20 protein-coding genes are annotated in these 18,814 nt (G+C 41.5%); 15 read left to right on the top strand and 5 right to left on the bottom strand.

Translation table 11 applies throughout. From position 1 onward, the window contains the following. Nucleotides 1–194 precede the first annotated feature (194 nt). The 7 genes from L1D51_RS14620 (at nt 195) to L1D51_RS14650 (ending at nt 5,904) form a co-directional block, all read left to right on the top strand. Nucleotides 195–1,379 carry a BaiN/RdsA family NAD(P)/FAD-dependent oxidoreductase gene (locus L1D51_RS14620; protein WP_239963987.1) on the top strand — a complete coding sequence of 395 codons (1,185 nt, stop codon included), beginning with the start codon at nt 195–197 and terminating at the stop codon, nt 1,377–1,379. A gap of 159 nt (nt 1,380–1,538) precedes the next feature. Next, nucleotides 1,539–1,820: an Imm27 family immunity protein gene (locus tag L1D51_RS14625; protein WP_239963988.1), complete on the top strand. Its 282-nt coding sequence runs from the start codon at nt 1,539–1,541 to the stop codon at nt 1,818–1,820. 278 nt (nt 1,821–2,098) lie between these two features. Next, nucleotides 2,099–2,746: a HEAT repeat domain-containing protein gene (locus L1D51_RS14630; RefSeq protein ID WP_156503603.1), complete on the top strand. Its 648-nt coding sequence runs from the start codon at nt 2,099–2,101 to the stop codon at nt 2,744–2,746. A gap of 191 nt (nt 2,747–2,937) precedes the next feature. Next, nucleotides 2,938–3,285, top strand: a complete 348-nt coding sequence (locus L1D51_RS14635; protein WP_338127948.1) for an immunity protein Imm33 domain-containing protein — start codon at nt 2,938–2,940, stop codon at nt 3,283–3,285. Between the two features lie 106 nt (nt 3,286–3,391). Further along, on the top strand, nt 3,392–3,745 hold the full coding sequence (locus L1D51_RS14640; RefSeq protein ID WP_105174942.1) for an immunity protein Imm33 domain-containing protein: 354 nt from the start codon (nt 3,392–3,394) through the stop codon (nt 3,743–3,745). 312 nt (nt 3,746–4,057) lie between these two features. Continuing rightward, nucleotides 4,058–4,267, top strand: a complete 210-nt coding sequence (locus tag L1D51_RS14645; RefSeq protein ID WP_105174941.1) for a hypothetical protein — start codon at nt 4,058–4,060, stop codon at nt 4,265–4,267. 371 nt (nt 4,268–4,638) lie between these two features. Then, a complete protein-coding gene (locus L1D51_RS14650; RefSeq protein ID WP_239963990.1) occupies nt 4,639–5,904 on the top strand; it encodes a sensor domain-containing protein in 1,266 nt (421 codons plus the stop codon). 132 nt (nt 5,905–6,036) lie between these two features. On the opposite strand, the gene L1D51_RS14655 is transcribed toward L1D51_RS14650, so the two are convergent. From L1D51_RS14655 to L1D51_RS14665, 3 genes are all read right to left on the bottom strand, one after another. After that, nucleotides 6,037–7,734, bottom strand: a complete 1,698-nt coding sequence (locus L1D51_RS14655) for a diguanylate cyclase (RefSeq protein ID WP_239963991.1) — start codon at nt 7,732–7,734, stop codon at nt 6,037–6,039. A 136-nt stretch (nt 7,735–7,870) separates the two neighbouring features. Continuing rightward, nucleotides 7,871–10,084, bottom strand: a complete 2,214-nt coding sequence (gene katG, locus L1D51_RS14660) for a catalase/peroxidase HPI (protein ID WP_054563389.1) — start codon at nt 10,082–10,084, stop codon at nt 7,871–7,873. A gap of 189 nt (nt 10,085–10,273) precedes the next feature. Next, nucleotides 10,274–13,027 carry a S9 family peptidase gene (locus L1D51_RS14665; protein ID WP_239963992.1) on the bottom strand — a complete coding sequence of 918 codons (2,754 nt, stop codon included), beginning with the start codon at nt 13,025–13,027 and terminating at the stop codon, nt 10,274–10,276. 148 nt (nt 13,028–13,175) lie between these two features. Here L1D51_RS14665 and L1D51_RS14670 point away from each other — a divergent pair, with 148 nt between their 5' ends. Next, nucleotides 13,176–13,502: a four helix bundle protein gene (locus L1D51_RS14670; RefSeq protein WP_239963993.1), complete on the top strand. Its 327-nt coding sequence runs from the start codon at nt 13,176–13,178 to the stop codon at nt 13,500–13,502. A 140-nt stretch (nt 13,503–13,642) separates the two neighbouring features. Here L1D51_RS14670 and slmA read toward each other — a convergent pair whose 3' ends face one another. Both slmA and coaBC read right to left on the bottom strand, forming a co-directional pair. Beyond that, nucleotides 13,643–14,230 carry a nucleoid occlusion factor SlmA gene (slmA, locus tag L1D51_RS14675; RefSeq protein ID WP_054554189.1) on the bottom strand — a complete coding sequence of 196 codons (588 nt, stop codon included), beginning with the start codon at nt 14,228–14,230 and terminating at the stop codon, nt 13,643–13,645. Nucleotides 14,231–14,342: 112 nt separating this feature from the next. Further along, nucleotides 14,343–15,536: a bifunctional phosphopantothenoylcysteine decarboxylase/phosphopantothenate--cysteine ligase CoaBC gene (coaBC, locus tag L1D51_RS14680; protein ID WP_055197613.1), complete on the bottom strand. Its 1,194-nt coding sequence runs from the start codon at nt 15,534–15,536 to the stop codon at nt 14,343–14,345. A 144-nt stretch (nt 15,537–15,680) separates the two neighbouring features. On the opposite strand from coaBC, the gene radC reads away from it, so the two are divergent. The 7 genes from radC to rplI all read left to right on the top strand — a co-directional run bounded on the left by radC (nt 15,681) and on the right by rplI (nt 18,700). Beyond that, entirely contained in the window at nt 15,681–16,355 is a 675-nt protein-coding gene (radC, locus tag L1D51_RS14685) for a RadC family protein (RefSeq protein ID WP_054563392.1), read from the top strand. 273 nt (nt 16,356–16,628) lie between these two features. Further along, complete coding sequence (gene rpmB / locus L1D51_RS14690; RefSeq protein ID WP_036973115.1) at nt 16,629–16,865, top strand: 50S ribosomal protein L28; 237 nt, start codon at nt 16,629–16,631, stop codon at nt 16,863–16,865. Nucleotides 16,866–16,876: 11 nt separating this feature from the next. Beyond that, nucleotides 16,877–17,032 carry a 50S ribosomal protein L33 gene (gene rpmG / locus L1D51_RS14695; RefSeq protein ID WP_022946036.1) on the top strand — a complete coding sequence of 52 codons (156 nt, stop codon included), beginning with the start codon at nt 16,877–16,879 and terminating at the stop codon, nt 17,030–17,032. A gap of 228 nt (nt 17,033–17,260) precedes the next feature. After that, nucleotides 17,261–17,602, top strand: a complete 342-nt coding sequence (rpsF, locus tag L1D51_RS14700; protein ID WP_036973113.1) for a 30S ribosomal protein S6 — start codon at nt 17,261–17,263, stop codon at nt 17,600–17,602. A 67-nt stretch (nt 17,603–17,669) separates the two neighbouring features. Then, a complete protein-coding gene (priB, locus tag L1D51_RS14705) occupies nt 17,670–17,972 on the top strand; it encodes a primosomal replication protein N (RefSeq protein ID WP_036973732.1) in 303 nt (100 codons plus the stop codon). Between the two features lie 12 nt (nt 17,973–17,984). Continuing rightward, entirely contained in the window at nt 17,985–18,212 is a 228-nt protein-coding gene (gene rpsR / locus L1D51_RS14710) for a 30S ribosomal protein S18 (RefSeq protein WP_002962753.1), read from the top strand. Nucleotides 18,213–18,247: 35 nt separating this feature from the next. Then, the gene (gene rplI / locus L1D51_RS14715) at nt 18,248–18,700 is read left to right on the top strand and encodes a 50S ribosomal protein L9 (RefSeq protein ID WP_054554192.1); all 453 of its coding nucleotides are present in this window, start codon (nt 18,248–18,250) and stop codon (nt 18,698–18,700) included. Nucleotides 18,701–18,814: the final 114 nt, after the last annotated feature.

The following is an 18,814-nucleotide window of genomic DNA, read 5'->3' on the forward strand; positions in this document are numbered from 1 at the left end:
GTATAGACGTCTAAACTAGTCTTTTAATGGTGTTTTTCTACGCATTTCTCATAATAAAGTTATAATTTTACGTTTTGAGTTTTTACTTTATTTCGTTTTTTGGTTTTATCTTTTTTGTAAAAACACCTCAGTGTTAACACAGCAGCGACAATAACTTGTTATAATCAGCTAAATTTTTTTAGTGAGTATGAGTAATGACCCAAGTAGATGTAATTGTGATTGGCGCCGGTGCCGCAGGTTTGATGTGTGCTGCACAAGCAGGCTACCGTGGTCGCAATGTTACTGTGCTTGATATGGGCAAAAAGCCGGGCCGTAAAATATTAATCAGCGGCGGCGGGCGTTGTAACTTCACCAATGAAAACGCAAGCCCAGACAACTACTTGTGTGGCAACCCTCACTTTGTAAAATCGTGTTTAAGTCGTTATACCCAGCATGACTTTATAGAGCTGGTGGACCGTCACGGCTTGGCCTATCACCATAAAACGCTGGGCCAGTTATTTTGTGATAACAGCGCACAAGATATCGTCGACATTCTTTTAACTGAGTGTGAGTGGGCGGGTGTTAACATAGCGCTGCGTAACGAAGTACTCAGCGTGACAAAAACCGATGCGGGCTATGAAGTTATTACCGAGCAAGACAGCTATCAATGTGAGTCGTTAGTTGTCGCATCGGGCGGATTAACCATGCCTAAGCTCGGTGCATCACCAATTGGTTATAAAATTGCCGAGCAATTTGGTTTAACAGTGCTACCAACCATGGCGGCATTAGTGCCATTTACGTTGCACCAGCATGATAAAGATCGCTTTGATGGATTATCGGGGATCAGCATTCCTTGTCTGGTTACCAGTGAAGATGGCACCCAGTTTAAAGAAAACATCTTGTTTACTCACCGCGGCCTTTCGGGCCCAGCTATTTTACAAATCAGTTCTTTCTGGCGCGCAGGGCAAACTGTGTACATCAACTTGTTACCCGAGCTCGATTTAAAACTGCAGCTTGAGCAGTGGCGTCAAAGCCAAGGGCAAAAGTCACTAAAAAATACCCTTGCGACAATTTTACCAAAGCGTTTTGTTGAAATGCTGCACGACACGAAAGCGATCCCTGATTGCAATGTAAACCAGCTAAGCCATGCGCAAATCGACGCGTTACATGACTACATTCACAATTGGCAAATTAAACCCAACGGCACAGAGGGTTACAGAACAGCCGAAGTCACGCTTGGCGGTGTAGACACCGACGAGTTAAGCTCAAAAACCTTCGAAGCGAAAAAGTCACCGGGCCTCTATTTCATCGGCGAAGTCACCGACGTCACCGGCTGGTTAGGCGGCTACAACTTTCAATACGCCTGGAGCTGTGGCTTTGCAGCAGGGCAGTATTGTTGATTTGAGTTGCTAGTAGCGAGTTGCTAGGGGAAAGATGTTAGTGGTTAGGTCATAGGAGCTAGGTTAGCACTTGCTTGTAGGTCGTGCTTTAGCGCGCTGGAGGGATTTGTAATCCGAAACTGAAAAATACCAGAAGAATAGTATTTTGGTTGATAAGATATGAATCTAAGAAAAGATGAAAATAAATTAATCGGTAAGCATGTTTTTTTAAACGGTAAAGTTGTGGCGGATAAAGTGGCACAGCGAATTGATTATTTAAAAAATAACGTAATGTTAGTCGTTGCATATTCCGATGATGGATGGTCAACGTTACTACGTGATCCCAACGATGGGCGTCTTTGGGAACTAGTCTATGACGACTCAGGCTCTCATGGCGGAGGATCACCGAGTTTGATTCACTTAACACTTGATGATGCGAAAAACAAATACAAATTCAAGTAAGAGAATTAATGAACAGCTAACGCTGTCGAACAAAGCCTCGCACTCGCGGGGTTTTGTTCTTAATAAACAGAGACTCAAAGAAGAAACTCGATATCTTATATTTGCGCCTAGCACCTAAACTAGACAACTATAAGGTTACCCATTTATTTTTCATGCATATGATAGGTGATAAGTAGTTAAATAAAACCATTGGGTTAAGCTAAATTATTTTCTGATGCCATGGGCGAGGTAGTGGCAAAAAGAAAGACCTGACACTATGAGCTCTGGAGTAAAATGATATGACTAATATACTGAACGTTTATATGGATGATATAGAAGTTATTAGTGATGAAACCCCACAATCATTTGATAAGCTTAAAAAAGGTGTATTATCTGATGATAGTGAAATAAGACAAAGATCATTTTCTAAATTGGCATGCTTTGAGTATACCGAAGAAATTAAAAATATTTTTAACAGAGGATTATTAGATAGCGATGAACTTATTCGCTCTGATTGTATAGAATTTCTCGCTGAATTTGATTTACTTGATAATTTAGAAAAGATTTGCGAATTATTAGATGACCCAAGCCATTATGTCGTTGATTCATGTGTAATTAGTCTAGCTGAGCTAAATTCTAAAAATGAAAAAGTTATTAAACTTTTGATTAATAAGTTAAAAGATAAGCAGCTTAAGAGTGGAACAGTTTTAAGTATTCACTATGCGTTATATAAACTTGATCCAACATACTCAATTGGGAACCTATTAGTTTGCTATTCTGACTCCAGAGATTATCGAGATAGGTGCGCTATTTTAAACTTATTAGCAGAGGGAATCCGAGAAGAGGATATCCCTGTGATAAAAGAGAAACTAGATAAAATTGTAAATCCTAATGATTTTAGATCTGTTCTATCTAAATATGATGAACTTTTAGCTTCATTAGGTTGATCAGAGATTTAAATCCAAAGCCTCGCACTAGCGGGGCTTTGTTTTTTCTAGCTGTGGTGGCTTGGATTTTGTTTTCAAGACTGGCTAAGCTGCTCAATGAAAAGAACCGCTTGCTGGCATGGGTGAGGTAGTGACAAAAGCAAGACCTAACCCCATGTGTTTAAAGCGCAGAAAAAGGTGCATGATTTTTAATGACTGAAATTACAAAAATTCAAAGATTGGTCTGTAATGAATTTAATGCTGACTTTGTATCATCTCCCGAAGATATGAAAGTTGGTATTTCTCGTAACGTCAAGCAAGGGGTTATTCCTATTAATGGACTAAGACACTCTCCTGAAGGAGATACAACAGGTTGGTACATTTGGGGTGGAGAAGAGTTTTCTGAAGAACCTGATTTTTTCGTTCCTCTTCATGTTGCTCATTTAGGTGAGTGGTGTCCTGATATCAAAAAGTATCTTGCGCTACCTCCGGGTTATAGGTTTTTAATCGCAGGAGATTATGTTGATGTTTGGTTTGATGAGTCTTTATTAAATATTTGACGACATAGTTTGAATTCTAAGCTTCGTACTCGCGGGGGCTTTTTGTTGTTTTCAACTTTGATGATATTCTCGATAGATTAATTAATTGTGTGGTATCCAATTTAAGATGAAAGGAATAACTCATCTGCTAGAAGTTCAACAGAAGTGTTGTGAACACTATAGTGCACAATATACACCAGTTGACGAGGAGCAAATGGTAGTAATATCTGACGGTGTATATGAGGGGCTGCCTTTAGAAGGAGTTCGTTACCCTTCACCGGACCATATGAGCGGTTGGTGGTTAACCACTGACGAATATAATGGAGATATTTCGAGTTTAAAAACGGTTCACTTTACTCATATTGTAAAATATAGACCTGAAGTAGCTATTTATATGGCTTTGCCACCTGGTTATCGATTCATGCTGGGTGGAGAGCAAGAACATGTTTGGTTTGATGAAAAAGTAGCAAACGACAAATAGATAATATCTTTTTAATTCAGAGCTTCGCACTCTCGGGCTTTGTTCTTAATAAACATGGCTCAAAGAAGAAACTCGATATCTTATATTTGCACCTAAAGCCTAGCACCTAGCACCTAGCACCTAGTAACTAAACTAGACAACTATAATGTTACCCATTTATTTTTCATGCATATGATTGGTGATAAGTAGTTAAGTAAAACCATTGGGGATAAGCTAAATCATTTTCTGACGCCATGTGCGAGGTAGTGGCAAAAAGCAAAAGCCCATGTGTATGTAAATAACCTAGATCAGTAAGTATAAAGCTGGAAGAAAATGATTATTGAAATTACGAAGTGGTCCACGGGTTTTAGAAAAATATCTTTTAATAAGGTATTGCGTCGAGAGTTGAAAATGACGATTGCAGAGGCAAAGACCACTGTGAATGAAATTCTTGTGGGAAATATTGTAAGGCTGCCATACACAAAAGAGTTGGAACTCGAGATTAAGAAAGCAGAATTATCTTACGACCTTATTGATGATTAAAAATTAAGAGGATTCTACCTTAGTTTGAATCCAAATATATTCTTAGTGGAATCTGGGGTTGTTTTCAAAAACAGTGACTCAAAGAAGAAACACGATGTCTTTTATTTGCGCCTAGCACCTAGCACCTAGCACCCAAAACCTAGAATCAATTCTTGCCACCCCAAATGACGCCCTACATAATTTTGATAGCTGATAGCTGATAGCTGATAGCTGATAGCTGATAGCTGATAGCTGATAGCTGATAGCTGATAGCTGATAGCTGATAGCTGATAGCTGATAGCTGATAGCTGATAGCTGATAGCTGATAGCTAATTTATAGTCTATTATTTCATTTTACTGAGTAGTAATAATGTATTGGACTCGGGTTGCCCATGAAACTTAATGACGTACAGATGTTTGTTAATCCTATTTATCGGTTAATAGAAATTACACCTATCCCTGTCATTGTTTCCTCGCCTAGCGGTAAACTCGAATATGCAAACCCGGCACTAAAACAACTATTAGGTTACGAAGGCGATGAAGTGTACGCCGATGATGTTGTTATAACTCATGCTGATGACAGAGAGTTAAATAAAACTATTCGTGCCAAGCTTAATCAGTTTCCTGAGCAGCCATTACAAATCGAAAAGCGTTACATGCATAAGTTGGGTCATGCTATTTATTGTCAGCTGAATATTGTTGCCGAGATGGATAATGACGGTAATGTTGTGCGTTATATTTCGCAAATTATTGACTTAACAACAGTCAATAAAGAGGCTGCCGCGGATATTTTGCTGACCCATTTGGTTGATAAATCGAATGATGCCATCTTTGTTGCAAACCCTCAGTTTGGTCAAATCCTTAACTGTAATCAATTTGCTTATAAGTGCTTAGGTTATGAAAAGGAAGAGTTATTAAAACTAACCATTCCAGACATAAACCCTGACTACGATACCAAGGCTAAATGGCAAGAAAGGGTGGCGCGCGTAAAAGCTCAAGAAACCACTATTTTTGAGTCGAGCTTAAAACAAAAGGATGGTCAGGTTTTTCCTACAGAAGTGAGTGTGTGTCATATCGACCATCAAGGGAAAAGCTATCTCCTTGCGATTGTCCGTGACATTTCAGCTCGGAAAAATAAAGAGCAGGCTTTGATTGAGCTTGCGAACCTTGACCCGCTTACTCAATTACCGAACCGTCGTTATCTAGAGCAATTATTAAATGATGTATTTAGTGAAAATGGTGATGTGGCTGAGGGAATGGGCTTTATTTATATCGACTTAGATGATTTTAAACAAATCAACGATCAGAATGGTCACGCACTAGGCGATGAAGTTTTGGTATGGGTTGCAAAGCAACTTAAAGCAGCCGTCAGAAGTACCGATTATGTGATAAGAATGGGGGGAGATGAGTTTTTAGTGACTATTTCAGGCGTAACTAATACGACGATTCTGAATCGCTTAGCGCATAAAATTGCGGATCAGTTTACAGCCCCTTTTAGTTGTAAAGGTAAGTCAATTGAAGTCACTGCGAGTATTGGCGTGACAGCGCATTTTCTCGGCGATGGTGTGTATGCAGCGAACCAGTTAATTGAAGAGGCCGATGCGGCTATGTACCAAGCTAAAAAGCAACCCGGAACAACCATCATTCATTTCAGCTAATGGTTTTAACGTCTTAAGTTGCTCTGAAACTTGAAACTTGAAACTTGAAACTCGAAACTTGCACCTAAAGCCTAGCGCTAAAAATTGTCGCCATAAATGACGACCTACATAATACCGCTTACCACTTTTTCTCTAAGCAGCCACTTCAACACAATTACGGCCGTTATTTTTTGCTTTATACAATGCTTTGTCGGCAATGGTGAGGGTTTCTTTCACAGTTGTTGAAGCATGGCCAACGCTATGTACACCAATACTCACGGTAAACTGCACGGTTTGCACCTCATTAATTGTGATGTAAGTTTCTTGGGCTTTTTGGCGAATTCGCTCGGCAACTTGCTTGGCATCAAGTAGGTTACAATTGAGTAATAACACAAACTCTTCGCCGCCGTAACGGCAGGCTATATCAGCAAGGCCTTGCTCTGACGTTAGTATGTTGGCAAATGCGATAATGACTTTATCGCCAACATCGTGACCATATGTGTCGTTAATGTTTTTGAAGTGGTCGAGATCAGCAATTAGGAGGGTTAACTCTTGCTGATTGCTTGCCATAGCAGCAATGAGTTCTTCACTTTTTCTGTCAAAGTAACGGCGGTTATACAGGCCTGTCATAGGATCTGTATCGACCAAGCGATTGAGCTCAGTTTGCTGTGCTTTAATTTTTTCGAGGCTCTTAATTCGATAAGAAAGAATAAACGCCATCATTAACGCTTCGAGCAAAATACCTATGCCTACACCGTGGCTATTTATCACGTTTGCGTCGCTGATCCCCTTGTAATAAAGCACTGCCAGCATATTGAAAATAACGAACATAGAGTGGCCGAGCAAAAAGTATTTTGCCAGTGTGTTACCTTTGCGCCACAGCGAAATAGATACTCCAAATGTCACCGTCATCATTAAAGCAGCCAAGCTGCTAGCAGGTTTTAAGGCACCTACAATATCGAACAAGCTATAGATAAAATCAGCAACCAGTAAGAACAAAATAATCGACAGCGCGATATGCTCTTTAGGGTAATGCTTTTTGGTTTCGAAAATGAGCATTACAAAAATCACTAAAAAGCTTGGCATGCTCAGTAAGTTAGAATTGAGTTGTAGTAGCTCGGCACTAAAAATACCAAAGAAGTTAGCAGCAACGCCATAAGATAGCGCCACCCACACCGTGCCAGAGATAAGATACAGCGCGTAAACAATGTTCTCGATTTTACGTGCCGATAAATATAAGAAGAAGTTATAAATCATCAGCGCTAACATCATCCCGACAAGTAGCGCAATGTAATTACCATTCCCGACAAGGGCCCGCTTTGAATGCTCTTCATCAAAAATAGCTAATGCAAACCACTGATGTGAAAAGGTGACGCTTTTTATATAAATTGTTTTTTGCTGGTTAGGAGCAATATAAAACGAAAACACGGCACTGCCACCAAACATGTTGGCTTTAGGCCCTGTTTTATCAAGTTGAATAACCGATTGGTTTATCAGTTGTCCTGATTGTGTTTCGTAAAAGCTGACTTCTTCTAAATGATAGGCATCTGGGTTATGCACAAATAAGCGTAGGGTATCGCTGTAGCTATTTTTTATAACTATTTTTGACCACGTCGTTTTAGCGTTGGTGCCTAAAGTAAGCTCGTTTTGACTGTTGATAAAATTTTGCTGCTGAACTTGTGAAAGAGGCATAGTGCCTGTGCTATCAATAAAATAGCTCATAGCAAATTGAGTGAGGTCAACGCTACGTTGTTCGATATTAACAATCGGGGAATTATCGGCACGGCTTTGGCTAGTTATGCTTAGGCATAATGAGTAGAAAACAAGAAGCAGTAAAAAGCGCGCAATCATCCCTAATGCCTGTGTCCAAATAAATATAATGATAAAGTTTTATTTTTAACGTAATCCGCTGCCTTGTCGAGTAAATTATCAACGAAAATAAAAAAAGCCGCTAATTTAGCGGCTTTGTTGGTTGCGAAAATAAGAATTAACGTAGGTCGAAACGATCTAGCGTCATTACTTTAGTCCATGCTGCTACGAAGTCATCAACGAACTTTTGTTTAGCATCGTCAGAGGCATACACTTCAGCAATTGAACGTAGCTCTGAGTTTGAACCGAAGATTAAATCTACTGGTGTTGCTGTCCACTTAAGTTTGCCTGACTTACGGTCACGGCCTTCGTAAACACCTTCCTCAGAAGACTTAGACCACTTCGTTGACATATCTAATAGGTTAACGAAGAAATCGTTGCTTAATGTGCCAGGCTTTTTCGTGAATACACCGTGTTTAGTTTGGTCAGTATTCGCGTTAAGGGCACGCATACCACCTAGTAATGCTGTCATTTCTGGTACTGATAAGCTTAGTAAATCAGCACGTTCAACTAACATTTCAGCCGGTGATTTCCATGCTGAGCTGTAGTAGTTACGGAACGCATCTGCCGTTGGCTCAAGTACTTCGAATGATTCAACGTCAGTCATTTCTAATGACGCGTCCATACGGCCAGGCTTGAATGGTACTGCGATAGAGAAACCCGCGTCGCTTGCTGCTTTTTCGATTGCAGCCGCACCACCAAGAACAATCATATCTGCTAGTGAAATTTCTTTACCGCCAGATGCTTTTTTGTTGAACTTAGTTTGGATTTTCTCAAGTTTGCTAAGTACTTTAGCCACTTCTTTCGGGTTGTTTACCGGCCAATCTTTTTGCGGAGCAAAGCGAATACGTGCACCGTTTGCACCACCACGCATATCTGTGTCGCGGTAGCTTGCTGCTGATGCCCAAGCAACACGCACTAGTTCAGATACAGATAAACCTGAATCTAAGATGCTAGCTTTAAGTGACGCGATATCTTTGCTATCAACTAGCTTGTGGTCAACCGCAGGGATGTAGTCTTGCCAAATTAATACTTCTTCTGGCACTAAGTCACCTAAGTAACGAGCACGTGGGCCCATATCACGGTGGTTTAGTTTGAACCATGCTTTAGCAAATGCCAGTTCGAACTCTTTCGGGTCGTTTAAGAAACGCTCTGAAATCTTACGGAACTCAGGATCTGCTTTTAACGCGATATCAGTTGTGAACATGATAGGCGCATGACGCTTACCTTTAATGTGCGCATCTGGCACGAGGTTAGACGCTTGACCATTTTCAGGGATCCACTGAGTCGCACCTGCAGGGCTCTTAGTTTTAACCCACTCAAAGCTGAATAAGTTTTGTAGGTAGTTGATTGACCAACGTGTTGGTGTCACTGTCCATGCACCTTCAAGACCTGACGTGATGGTATCTTCTGAGTGACCTTTACCACATTTGTTTTTCCAACCTAAGCCTTGCTCTTCGATACCTGCTGCTGCTGGCTCTTTGTCTAAACACGTTGCTTTTTTCGCACCGTGTGCTTTACCAAAGCTGTGACCACCGGCGATTAGCGCAACGATTTCTTCATCGTTCATTGCCATGCGGCCGAATGATAAACGAATGTCTTCTGCTGCTAGAAGTGGATCAGGGTTACCGTGCGGACCTTCTGGGTTTACATAAATCAAGCCCATCTCAACTGCCGCTAATGGACCTTTAAGTTTGCCTTTTTTGTCACGACGTTCGTCAGTTAACATTTTGCCTTCAGGACCCCAGTATACGTAATCTGGTTCCCAATCGTCTTCACGACCACCGGCATAACCGAACGTTTTGAAGCCCATTGATTCAAGTGCAACGTTACCTGTTAACGCCATTAAGTCAGCCCAAGAAATGCTGCGACCGTATTTTTGTTTAATAGGCCAAAGTAAACGACGCGCTTTATCAAGGTTCGCGTTATCAGGCCAGCTGTTTAATGGGTCGAAACGTTGTTGACCACCGCCTGCGCCACCACGACCATCAAAAGTACGGTACGTACCTGATGCGTGCCACGCCATACGGATGAAGAACGGACCATAGTGACCGTAGTCAGCAGGCCACCAATCTTGAGAATCAGTCAATACTTTCTCAATATCAGCTTTCACTGCGTTTAGGTCTAACTTTAAGAATTCTTTTTTGTAATCAAAGTAAGGACCCATAGGATCAGACTCTGCGCCATGGGCACGAAGTTGGCTAAGATCTAATTGCTCTGGCCACCAGAATTGGTTTGATTTGATGTCGTTTGTAGCTTGTACGCCTGTTGCCACCAACAGTGATACCGCAACAGCTACTTTAGACAAAGCTGACGTTGATTTCTTAAACATTGTGTTGTCTCCAGTTAGAAGTTGGGTGAAATATAGATTTGTTCTGATTAACTTTCCACTTACAAACTGGGGTTTAAATCGATTGATAAAATCGAAAAAATAGATGGTGTGATTGATTTTATAGAACAAAGCCAGCAAAAATGCTGGCTCTGGGGGAGGTGTGCAGTAAGCTTAAATTTAGCTTGTTGCTTATTCTTCAATAAAGGGTACACCGTTTTTGATCCACTCAGCGGCTGGTTTGCCTTTTAAGTAGTGATCAAAATATTCCATCATGCGTACTGAGAAATCCACTTGGTTAGGGAATTTCTTCAGGTGATGTGGTTCACCTTCGTATTGTAAGAAGGTGGCATCTTTACCCGCACGACGAAGCGCGAGGTAGTATTGAACCCCTTCGTGCCACGGCACAGCATCATCTTTGTCGCCAAACATAATCAGAATTGGGGTATTCACTTTATCGGCGAAGAACACCGGTGAGTTTTCGATGTATAGCTCTGGGGCTTCGAATAACGTTTTACCAATGCGGCTTTGCCCTGTTTCGTATTGGAACTGACGCGCAAGGCCTGATTTTAAGCGAATACCGCTGTATGCACTGGTCATGTTAGATACTGGCGCACCCGATACAACCGCCTTAAACATATCTGTTTGAGTGATCATAAAGGCACTTTGGTAGCCTGCCCATGAGTGACCTTGTAAACCAATTTTATCTGGATCAGCAATGCCTAAATCAATCAACTTTTGAGTGGCGTTGATCATCGTTTGGGTTGATGATTTACCCGGATGGCCAATTTCAAAACGTATATCAGGTAAGAAAATCGCATAACCATTTGAGGTAAACATTGGGAAGTTAGGGCGATGATTTAACTCCATTTTCGGGAAGTCATACATGCGTTGGCTCATATAGCGGTAGAAGTACACAACCACCGGAACCTTATCGCCTTTTTTGTAGCCCGCAGGTTTGATCAATACGCCTTGTAAATCTTCCCCATCAAACCCTTTGTAGCTAATAAGCTCAGGTTTTTCACCCCATGCAAAGTTGCTAATTTGTGGGTTAAGGTTGGTAACACGTTGTGGCTTTTTGAAGCTAAAGTCAGTTTGGTAGTAATCAGGGAATTGCTGATATGTTTGCGCAGTAAATAGGTATTTGTCGGCATTTTTCGCCTTTTTCACCACATCATAGCGCTTTTTACCTGAAAGTACTTTGCTCACTTTATTGCTTGATAAGTCAAGTTTGGCAATTTCAGTTTGCTTATCTTGCAGGTTCTTTGCACTTAGTAATAATGTTTCGTCTTTGGCAAAGCCCACTTGGTCTTTATCAAGTTTAATAACACGATATTGGGTATTGGTTTCTTTACCTTGAGTTAGGCGCGTTGCTTTTTGTGTTGCGACATCAAAAGCCCAAATATCAAATTTACTGTAAACCAGTACTTGGCTGCTGTCGTTTAACCAGCCTGCAAAACCATAACCCGGCTGAGGTGACGGGTAGTCATGTTTATCATCAGCAAAAATAGCGTTAATTGCTTTAGATAAGGTCGACACCTTGTTGTTACCTAAATCTTTAAGTTGCACTTGGCTGTCTTGGAAAAATGCCGCAAATTGACCATTTGGCGCAAGGCTTGGTCTAAACGGATAGTCGCTGACAATAGCGGTTTGTTTACCGGTTTTAACATCAACACTAAAGTAATCTGCGTAAAAGCCGCCATACATAATACGTTCTAGGTACGGTCGGTCTGAATAGCCCAATAGCGCTTCGCGGTGAGTATTAAGCGAAACCTCAGGCATGTTCGGCGTGCTTAACTGCACAACTTGCTGACCATTTACATGATATACCGCTTGGTAATGACGAAGCTTATTCGCTTTGTTCCATTGCTGCTCTTCGCGTGGCTTAATTTCAGCGTCTTTATTGTGCCAAACGTTAAGGCCTTTTTGGTCGCGAATGGTATCGAAATCATATAAAGAGGCTTCATCTTTGTATTCTTTTGCGATAACTTTTGCAGCGAGTTTAGGATGGTTTTCAAAGTATAAACGAGCACCATCTTCAGACCATTTTAGCGATGCTGTTTTGCCAATAGTCCAGCTTCTATCTGCAGAGTGAATGGTTGAAAGCGCCCCGTTTTGTAAAAGCTGTAAGCTGTGATCACGACGGCGTGTATCATCATTAACGTAATTACCAATTAATAGCGCTGCGGTATTGCTGTTTGGTTGCCAAGCTATTTTATTTGCCACAACGCCCGGCTCATCAATCAGTACACTCGTTGCGAAGTCATTATTAAGCGCAACTAATACAACTTGGTTGTCGGCACCATCACTGTAGCTTTGGCTTGCTAATAACTGCTCACCGGTGCTGCTAATCGCATAGCTGAATACATTGTTTAGGGTGTGAGTGGTTTTGTCTTGAAGGTTAACAAGCACTAAATCAAAGCTTTTATCTTTTTTGTCTGGCTTTATTTCGCTGCTGTTTTCGTCTTTTTCTTCGCTGTCTTTTTTATCAGCTTTCTTATCTAGTCGATAAGCAAGCCATACACCATCATCCGATAGTGCATAGTCTTTTACATCGTTAAAGGTTTGTTGCTCACCATTTTTAGTATTCACTAAAACAAGGTTGTTTTTTAGTTCATCTTTTTTCTTGGTGGTTTCTTTTTCAAGTAGGGTCGGTACCTGAGTAAAAGCTACCCAGTTTGCTGCTTTATTAATAGTTGGGCGAGTACCGCGCTCAACGCTAGTTAGCAGGGTGTTGTTGTTTAATGTATAAACCTGACCTTGTGCATTACCGCGATAAGGGTCGGCACTAAAGCTAAGAATTTGGCCATCTTCAGAAAGTTGGGTGCCTTTTGCGTATTTAAAATCAAACACGTCTTTAAATTGCAGAGCTTCTTTCGCACTAACCTGTGCACTACCAAGGCTTGTCACCAAGGCTAAGCTCAAAAGTGATAATTGCGCTTTCATTCATCTTTCTCGTTGTTTTTTAATTGATGCACCCAGTGTAGCGTTTTTAATAAACAATTCGAGTAGATACGATAAGTGGCGTGTTTGGGAAGGTGGAAGGGGAAGTTACGAGGGGAAAGTTTGAAAGGGGAAAGAGGGAAGTTGGAATATGGGAGTTGCTAAGCTAGCAATTGCAATTTTTCAACACTTTAAATCGAGTCGTGAGTATTGCTTGAAAGACCAAATTAAGCGCTCTAGCTTGTCTATTTCATCGAATATAGCAGAAGGCTATGAGCGGATGTCTTCAAAAGATTGTGTGCGCTTTCTTTACTATGCAAAAGGAAGTTGTGGTGAGCTAAGATCACAGCTCTATATATCGCTTCAGGTCGGTGAAGTTAGCACAGAGCTGGCAAATAAATGGATAATGGAAACGCAAGAATTATCAATGATGTTAGCGGGCTTAATCAGAGCAATTAATAATGCGAATCAAAGGTAGTAGTTAGAAAGGGAAAGTTAGTAAGCAGCCTGCTAACTTTACTCTTTCCCCTAGAAGCTCGCTAACTGTTCGGAATTCAATCTGATAGCTGACGGCTGAAGGCTGACAGCTCGAACTTTACTCTTTTCCCTAGCAACTCACTACAACCAAATCTTCTGTAGCTCTGGCCATTGTTTTTCAAATTGTGCACTTGGTTTTGCTTTAAAGTCGCTGCGCACGAATTGATTCATCTTACCTTCTACATAGGCGAGTAGGAAGTTGGCTAGGGTGCTTTCGTCTGACTGGAATGCTTTACCTTCGCGAAGTTTGCGTTCGCGTAGCACTTGCTTGAACTGAGTTTCTAGCTTTTCAAATAAGCCTTGTACACGCTCACGTAAACGCTCTTGCTCACCTTGTAAGGCATCACCGGTCAAAATGCGGGTAATGCCCGGGTTTTTCTCGGCGAAGGCTAACAATAACAGCAAAATATTGTATACACGTGTTTGGCTTTCTTTCTCATTTTCTAAAATGAGGTTAATGCGTGATAACAGGGTATCTTCAATAAACTCGATTAGGCCCTCAAACATCCGTGCTTTACTCGGAAAATGACGATATAACGCAGCTTCAGACACACCTACCTCAGCCGCGAGCTTTGCGGTGGTGATACGTTGACCTGGGCTGGTTTCTAACATTTGTGCGAGTGCTTGCAGAATCTGCTCTTTGCGATTACTTCTTTTTGTCGCAGGCATGACCATTCCTTTCTTATAATTTATTACTTGCGCTGTTGGGAGTCAGACAAGCCATTTTTTGTGCAAATGAGTGGCTTATGTTAATGTTTTATTCAGTTTCTTTCCAGCATTTTTACAAACGCTTGGCAAGCTCAGTCATTACGCTCATGGCTAAATCTTTTTTACTTCCCATTGCTAAATCTAGCTGTTCATTGTGCCAGAAGAGTGTTAAAGCATTATGATCAGAATTAAAGCCAAGGCCTTCTTTTGATACGTCATTTGCGCAGATCATATCGAGATTTTTGTTCTTTAACTTACCTTGCGCATAGCTTGCAACATCTTGAGTCTCTGCCGCAAAGCCAACGGTATAAGGGCGGTTTTCGCTAAGTGCTGCGACATTAGCGATAACATCTGGGTTCTTAACTAAAGTAAGGGTTAGTTCATCGCCTTGCTTTTTCATCTTTTGCTCATGAATTGCTGCTGCACGGTAATCAGCCACTGCTGCACAGCCGATAAAAGCATCCGATTGCGCGGCAAGCTTCATTGAGGCGGTAAGTAATTGCTCAGCACTTTCTATATTAGTAAGCAGGGCATTAGCAGGTGCTTTAATTGTTACGGGGCCTGAAATCAGATTTACCTTTGCACCTAGCGCAAGTGCAGCTTCTGCAAGGGCATAACCCATTTTGCCTGAGCTGTGGTTAGAGATATAACGAACTGGGTCGAGGGCTTCTCGGGTTGGTCCTGCAGTAATCGTGATGGTTTTGCCTTTAAGTAATGGCTCTACTTCAGGTTGTGTACAAAGTGCGACTAACTCATGAGGCTCTAACATACGGCCTGCGCCTACATCACCACAAGCTTGCTCGCCTTTACCTGGGCCCCAAATAGCCACGCCGCGCTCACTTAGTGTGGCAAGATTTGCTTGTGTAGCAGGGTGGGCATACATTTGTTGGTTCATTGCAGGCGCAACTGCTACCTTTGCAGGGGTAGCCAGTAGTAGGGTTGTTAGTAAGTCATCTGCAATACCCATCGCCATTTTGGCTAAAATATTACTGGTTGCAGGGGCGACTAAAATAAGGTCTGCCCATTTGGCAAATTCGATATGACCCATCGCGGCTTCTGCTGCTGGGTCGAGTAATGAATCAGAAACAATCTCACCGCTTACCGCTTGCATAGTTAAAGGAGTAATAAAGTGTTTGGCTGAGTCGGTCATGACGACTTTTACTTCACAGCCTTGATCTTTTAAACGGCGAACAAGTTCTGCGCATTTATAGGCTGCAATACCACCACTCATACCTAGCAGGATTTTTTTATTTACTGATTTTGTCATTACGTGAAATTTAACCTTTGTCGATATGGGCTAACGATAGCAAATCTTTACCGATAGCATGAAGTTTTCTTTTATACAGACAGGAAAAAATTGGATTTTATAGTACAGTTTAATAAGTGGAATAGTTGTTTTAAGGATGAAGCAATGCCATTAACCGATTTACCTTTATCAGCAAGGCCGCGGGAGAAGTTACTTGCCCAAGGCGCCAAAGCACTCTCAGATGCAGAGTTATTAGCAATCTTCTTACGTACCGGTGTACCGGGTATGAATGCCATTGAGCTGGCTGAGCACCTGCTCGATATAAACAGCACTTTGCACGACTTATTTAATGCATCTGAACAAGAGTTCTGTGCCCAAAAGGGTTTAGGAGCTGCTAAGTATGTGCAGCTTCAAGCGGTACTTGAGCTAAGCCGGCGCTATATGCTTGAGCAATGTAAGCGCGAGGCACTATTTAATTCGCCGCAAGCTGTGTATGACTATTTAACTATTCAGCTGCGAGGCTTACAGCAAGAAGTATTTATGGTGCTGTACTTAGATAGTCAAAACCAGCTAATTAAAGACGAAGTACTTTTTTACGGCACTATTAATGCCGCTTCTGTGTACCCACGCGAAGTTGTTAAAGCTGCACTGCGTAATAATGCGGCGGCTCTAATACTTGCTCATAACCACCCAAGTGGGGTTGCTGAACCTAGTCAGGCCGATAAATTAATCACCACAAAATTACAGCAAGCCTTAGCCTTAATTGACATAAATGTGCTGGATCACATCATAGTGGGTGGTGAAAATTGTGTTTCGTTTGCTGAAAGAGGGCTTATATAGAGCCAACTGTATTAGAGAGTGTGTTAAAAATGAGCAGTTTAGGGCGATTTTAGAAATTAGTTTAATTTAAATGCAGTTTTTACTTTCCCTAAGGGCATTCGATCTTTATAATTAGCCGCTATCAAATTTACACATGAGCTGATTGGATAAGATCTGTTACTTGATCTTTGCCTGTATAAGCTGTATAAAGAGCGCCCTTCGATTTATCCCGGGGCACAAATACTGGCCTAAGGGAAAATTAAGCTCGAGCGAAGTTATTGGAGATATATAGACATGTCTAAAGTATGTCAAGTTACAGGTAAGCGTCCAGCGGTTGGTAACCACCGTTCACACGCGAGAAACGCGACTAAACGTCGTTTCCTACCTAACCTACAAACTCACCGTTTTTGGGTTGAAAGTGAAAAACGTTTTGTAACACTACGCACTACTACTAAAGGTATGCGTATTATCGATAAAAAAGGCATCGACGCGGTTCTTACAGAAATCCGTGCTCGTGGCGAAAAAGTTTAAGGAACTGAATCATGCGCGATAAGATCCGTTTAGTTTCAACTGCTGGTACTGGTTTTTTCTACACTACCGACAAGAACAAGCGTAACATGCCTGAAAAAATGGAAATCAAAAAATACGATCCTAAAGCTCGTAAACACGTGATTTTCAAAGAAGCTAAAATCAAGTAATTTTAGTTTTCAGAATATCAAAAACCCAGCCTCGGCTGGGTTTTTTGTTTTTAGCGTTTAGAAAATCTTAATAGGGCACAATAATCTAGCTTGGCTTGCTGTTTTATCTTGCTTAATTATCAATCTAAGCGTAAAATGCGCGCTCATTTCGGCTTATTAAATTTAATTCCTTGCCTTAAACCGACTGGCCGAAACGGTAGAAGGCTCTATTAACCGTAAGGAATATCCATGCGTCATTACGAAATCGTATTCATGGTTCACCCTGATCAGAGTGAGCAAGTACCTGGTATGATCGAACGTTATACTGGTTCTATCACTGAAGCTGGTGGTACTATCCACCGTCTTGAAGACTGGGGCCGTCGTCAATTGGCTTACCCAATCGACAAGCTTCACAAAGCTCATTATGTTCTTATGAACGTTGAAGCACCTACTGAAGTAATCAGCGAGCTAGAAACTACTTTCCGCTACAACGATGCAGTGCTTCGTAACTTAGTTATGCGTACTAAAGACGCTGTAACTGAAGCATCTCCTCTTGCGAAAGAAGAGAAGAAAGAAGCACCAGCTGCTTAATCGTTTTGAGTTCAAGCATGGCGCTTGCAGTTGAGACAAAAAGATGAGCCAACAGCTTAATCCTTATATGAATCAGCTGACACTATCTGGGGTTGTTTGTAAAACACCTAAATATAGTCAAAGCCCTGCTGGTATACCGCATTGTATTTTTGTTCTTGAACATAAATCGATGCAAGTTGAAGCAGACCTTAACCGTAATAGTTATGTCAGGCTTCAAGTTGTTGCCAGCGGCACGCCAATGCAACAACAAACTCAACAATTGCACGTTGGGCAACAAGTGCAAGTGACGGGGTTTTTAAACCGTCACGAAGGCCGAAACGGCTTAAGCCAATTGGTCTTGCATGCTCAACATATAGAAAGAATTTTTTGAGGAATTTTACTCATGGCACGTTATTTCAGACGTCGTAAGTTCTGCCGCTTTAAAGCGGAAGGCGTACAACAAATCGATTATAAAGATCTAGCTACTCTTAGAAACTATGTTACAGAAAGTGGCAAAATCGTACCTAGCCGTATCACAGGTACTAGCGCTAAATATCAGCGTCAGCTAGCAACTGCTATCAAGCGTGCTCGCTACTTAGCCCTTCTTCCATACACTGACTTACATAAGTAAGCAGCGGATTAACAGTTTTTAAAAGGTGTAGAGACATGCAAGTTATTCTACTAGACAAGATCGCAAACCTAGGTGGCCTAGGTGACCAGGTTGTAGTTAAATCTGGCTTCGCACGTAACTTCCTTTTCCCACAAGGTAAGGCAGTTCCTGCAACTAAAGCTAACATCGAAACTTTCGAAGCACGTCGTGCTGATTTAGAAGCTAAGATCGCTGAAGATCTAGCTGCTGCTCAAGCTCGCGCTGACAAGTTAGAAGCATTAGCTGAAGTTACACTAGTTTCTAAAGCTGGTGACGAAGGCAAGTTATTCGGTTCTATCGGTACTCGCGACATCGCTGAAGCTATTTCAGCTGTTGGCGTTGAAGTTGCTAAATCAGAAGTTCGTTTACCTCTAGGTACTATCCGTGAGACTGGCGAATTTGACGTAGCAATCGCAGTACACTCAGACGTATCGGCTACTATCAAAGTAATCGTTATCGCTGAAGCTTAATAGCAATATTAAGTAAAAAAGCCGCACTTAGGTGCGGCTTTTTTGTGCCTGAAATTTATAAATTGTAGCATTTTGTACCGCTATTGCTTCTTCAGTTGCCATCCAATAGTATTG

This window comes from Pseudoalteromonas shioyasakiensis, assembly GCF_022398475.1.
Classification (GTDB): Bacteria; Pseudomonadota; Gammaproteobacteria; order Enterobacterales; family Alteromonadaceae; genus Pseudoalteromonas.

Bases quoted from the DNA above. Each gene is read 5' to 3' on its own strand.
- L1D51_RS14620 (WP_239963987.1), top strand. From the start codon at position 195: ATGACCCAAGTAGATGTAATTGTGATTGGCGCCGGTGCCGCAGGTTTG.
- L1D51_RS14625 (WP_239963988.1), top strand. From the start codon at position 1,539: ATGAATCTAAGAAAAGATGAAAATAAATTAATCGGTAAGCATGTTTTT.
- L1D51_RS14630 (WP_156503603.1), top strand. From the start codon at position 2,099: ATGACTAATATACTGAACGTTTATATGGATGATATAGAAGTTATTAGT.
- L1D51_RS14635 (WP_338127948.1), top strand. From the start codon at position 2,938: ATGACTGAAATTACAAAAATTCAAAGATTGGTCTGTAATGAATTTAAT.
- L1D51_RS14640 (WP_105174942.1), top strand. From the start codon at position 3,392: ATGAAAGGAATAACTCATCTGCTAGAAGTTCAACAGAAGTGTTGTGAA.
- L1D51_RS14645 (WP_105174941.1), top strand. From the start codon at position 4,058: ATGATTATTGAAATTACGAAGTGGTCCACGGGTTTTAGAAAAATATCT.
- L1D51_RS14650 (WP_239963990.1), top strand. From the start codon at position 4,639: ATGAAACTTAATGACGTACAGATGTTTGTTAATCCTATTTATCGGTTA.
- L1D51_RS14655 (WP_239963991.1), bottom strand. From the start codon at position 7,734: ATGATTGCGCGCTTTTTACTGCTTCTTGTTTTCTACTCATTATGCCTA.
- katG (WP_054563389.1), bottom strand. From the start codon at position 10,084: ATGTTTAAGAAATCAACGTCAGCTTTGTCTAAAGTAGCTGTTGCGGTA.
- L1D51_RS14665 (WP_239963992.1), bottom strand. From the start codon at position 13,027: ATGAAAGCGCAATTATCACTTTTGAGCTTAGCCTTGGTGACAAGCCTT.
- L1D51_RS14670 (WP_239963993.1), top strand. From the start codon at position 13,176: ATGGGAGTTGCTAAGCTAGCAATTGCAATTTTTCAACACTTTAAATCG.
- slmA (WP_054554189.1), bottom strand. From the start codon at position 14,230: ATGCCTGCGACAAAAAGAAGTAATCGCAAAGAGCAGATTCTGCAAGCA.
- coaBC (WP_055197613.1), bottom strand. From the start codon at position 15,536: ATGACAAAATCAGTAAATAAAAAAATCCTGCTAGGTATGAGTGGTGGT.
- radC (WP_054563392.1), top strand. From the start codon at position 15,681: ATGCCATTAACCGATTTACCTTTATCAGCAAGGCCGCGGGAGAAGTTA.
- rpmB (WP_036973115.1), top strand. From the start codon at position 16,629: ATGTCTAAAGTATGTCAAGTTACAGGTAAGCGTCCAGCGGTTGGTAAC.
- rpmG (WP_022946036.1), top strand. From the start codon at position 16,877: ATGCGCGATAAGATCCGTTTAGTTTCAACTGCTGGTACTGGTTTTTTC.
- rpsF (WP_036973113.1), top strand. From the start codon at position 17,261: ATGCGTCATTACGAAATCGTATTCATGGTTCACCCTGATCAGAGTGAG.
- priB (WP_036973732.1), top strand. From the start codon at position 17,670: ATGAATCAGCTGACACTATCTGGGGTTGTTTGTAAAACACCTAAATAT.
- rpsR (WP_002962753.1), top strand. From the start codon at position 17,985: ATGGCACGTTATTTCAGACGTCGTAAGTTCTGCCGCTTTAAAGCGGAA.
- rplI (WP_054554192.1), top strand. From the start codon at position 18,248: ATGCAAGTTATTCTACTAGACAAGATCGCAAACCTAGGTGGCCTAGGT.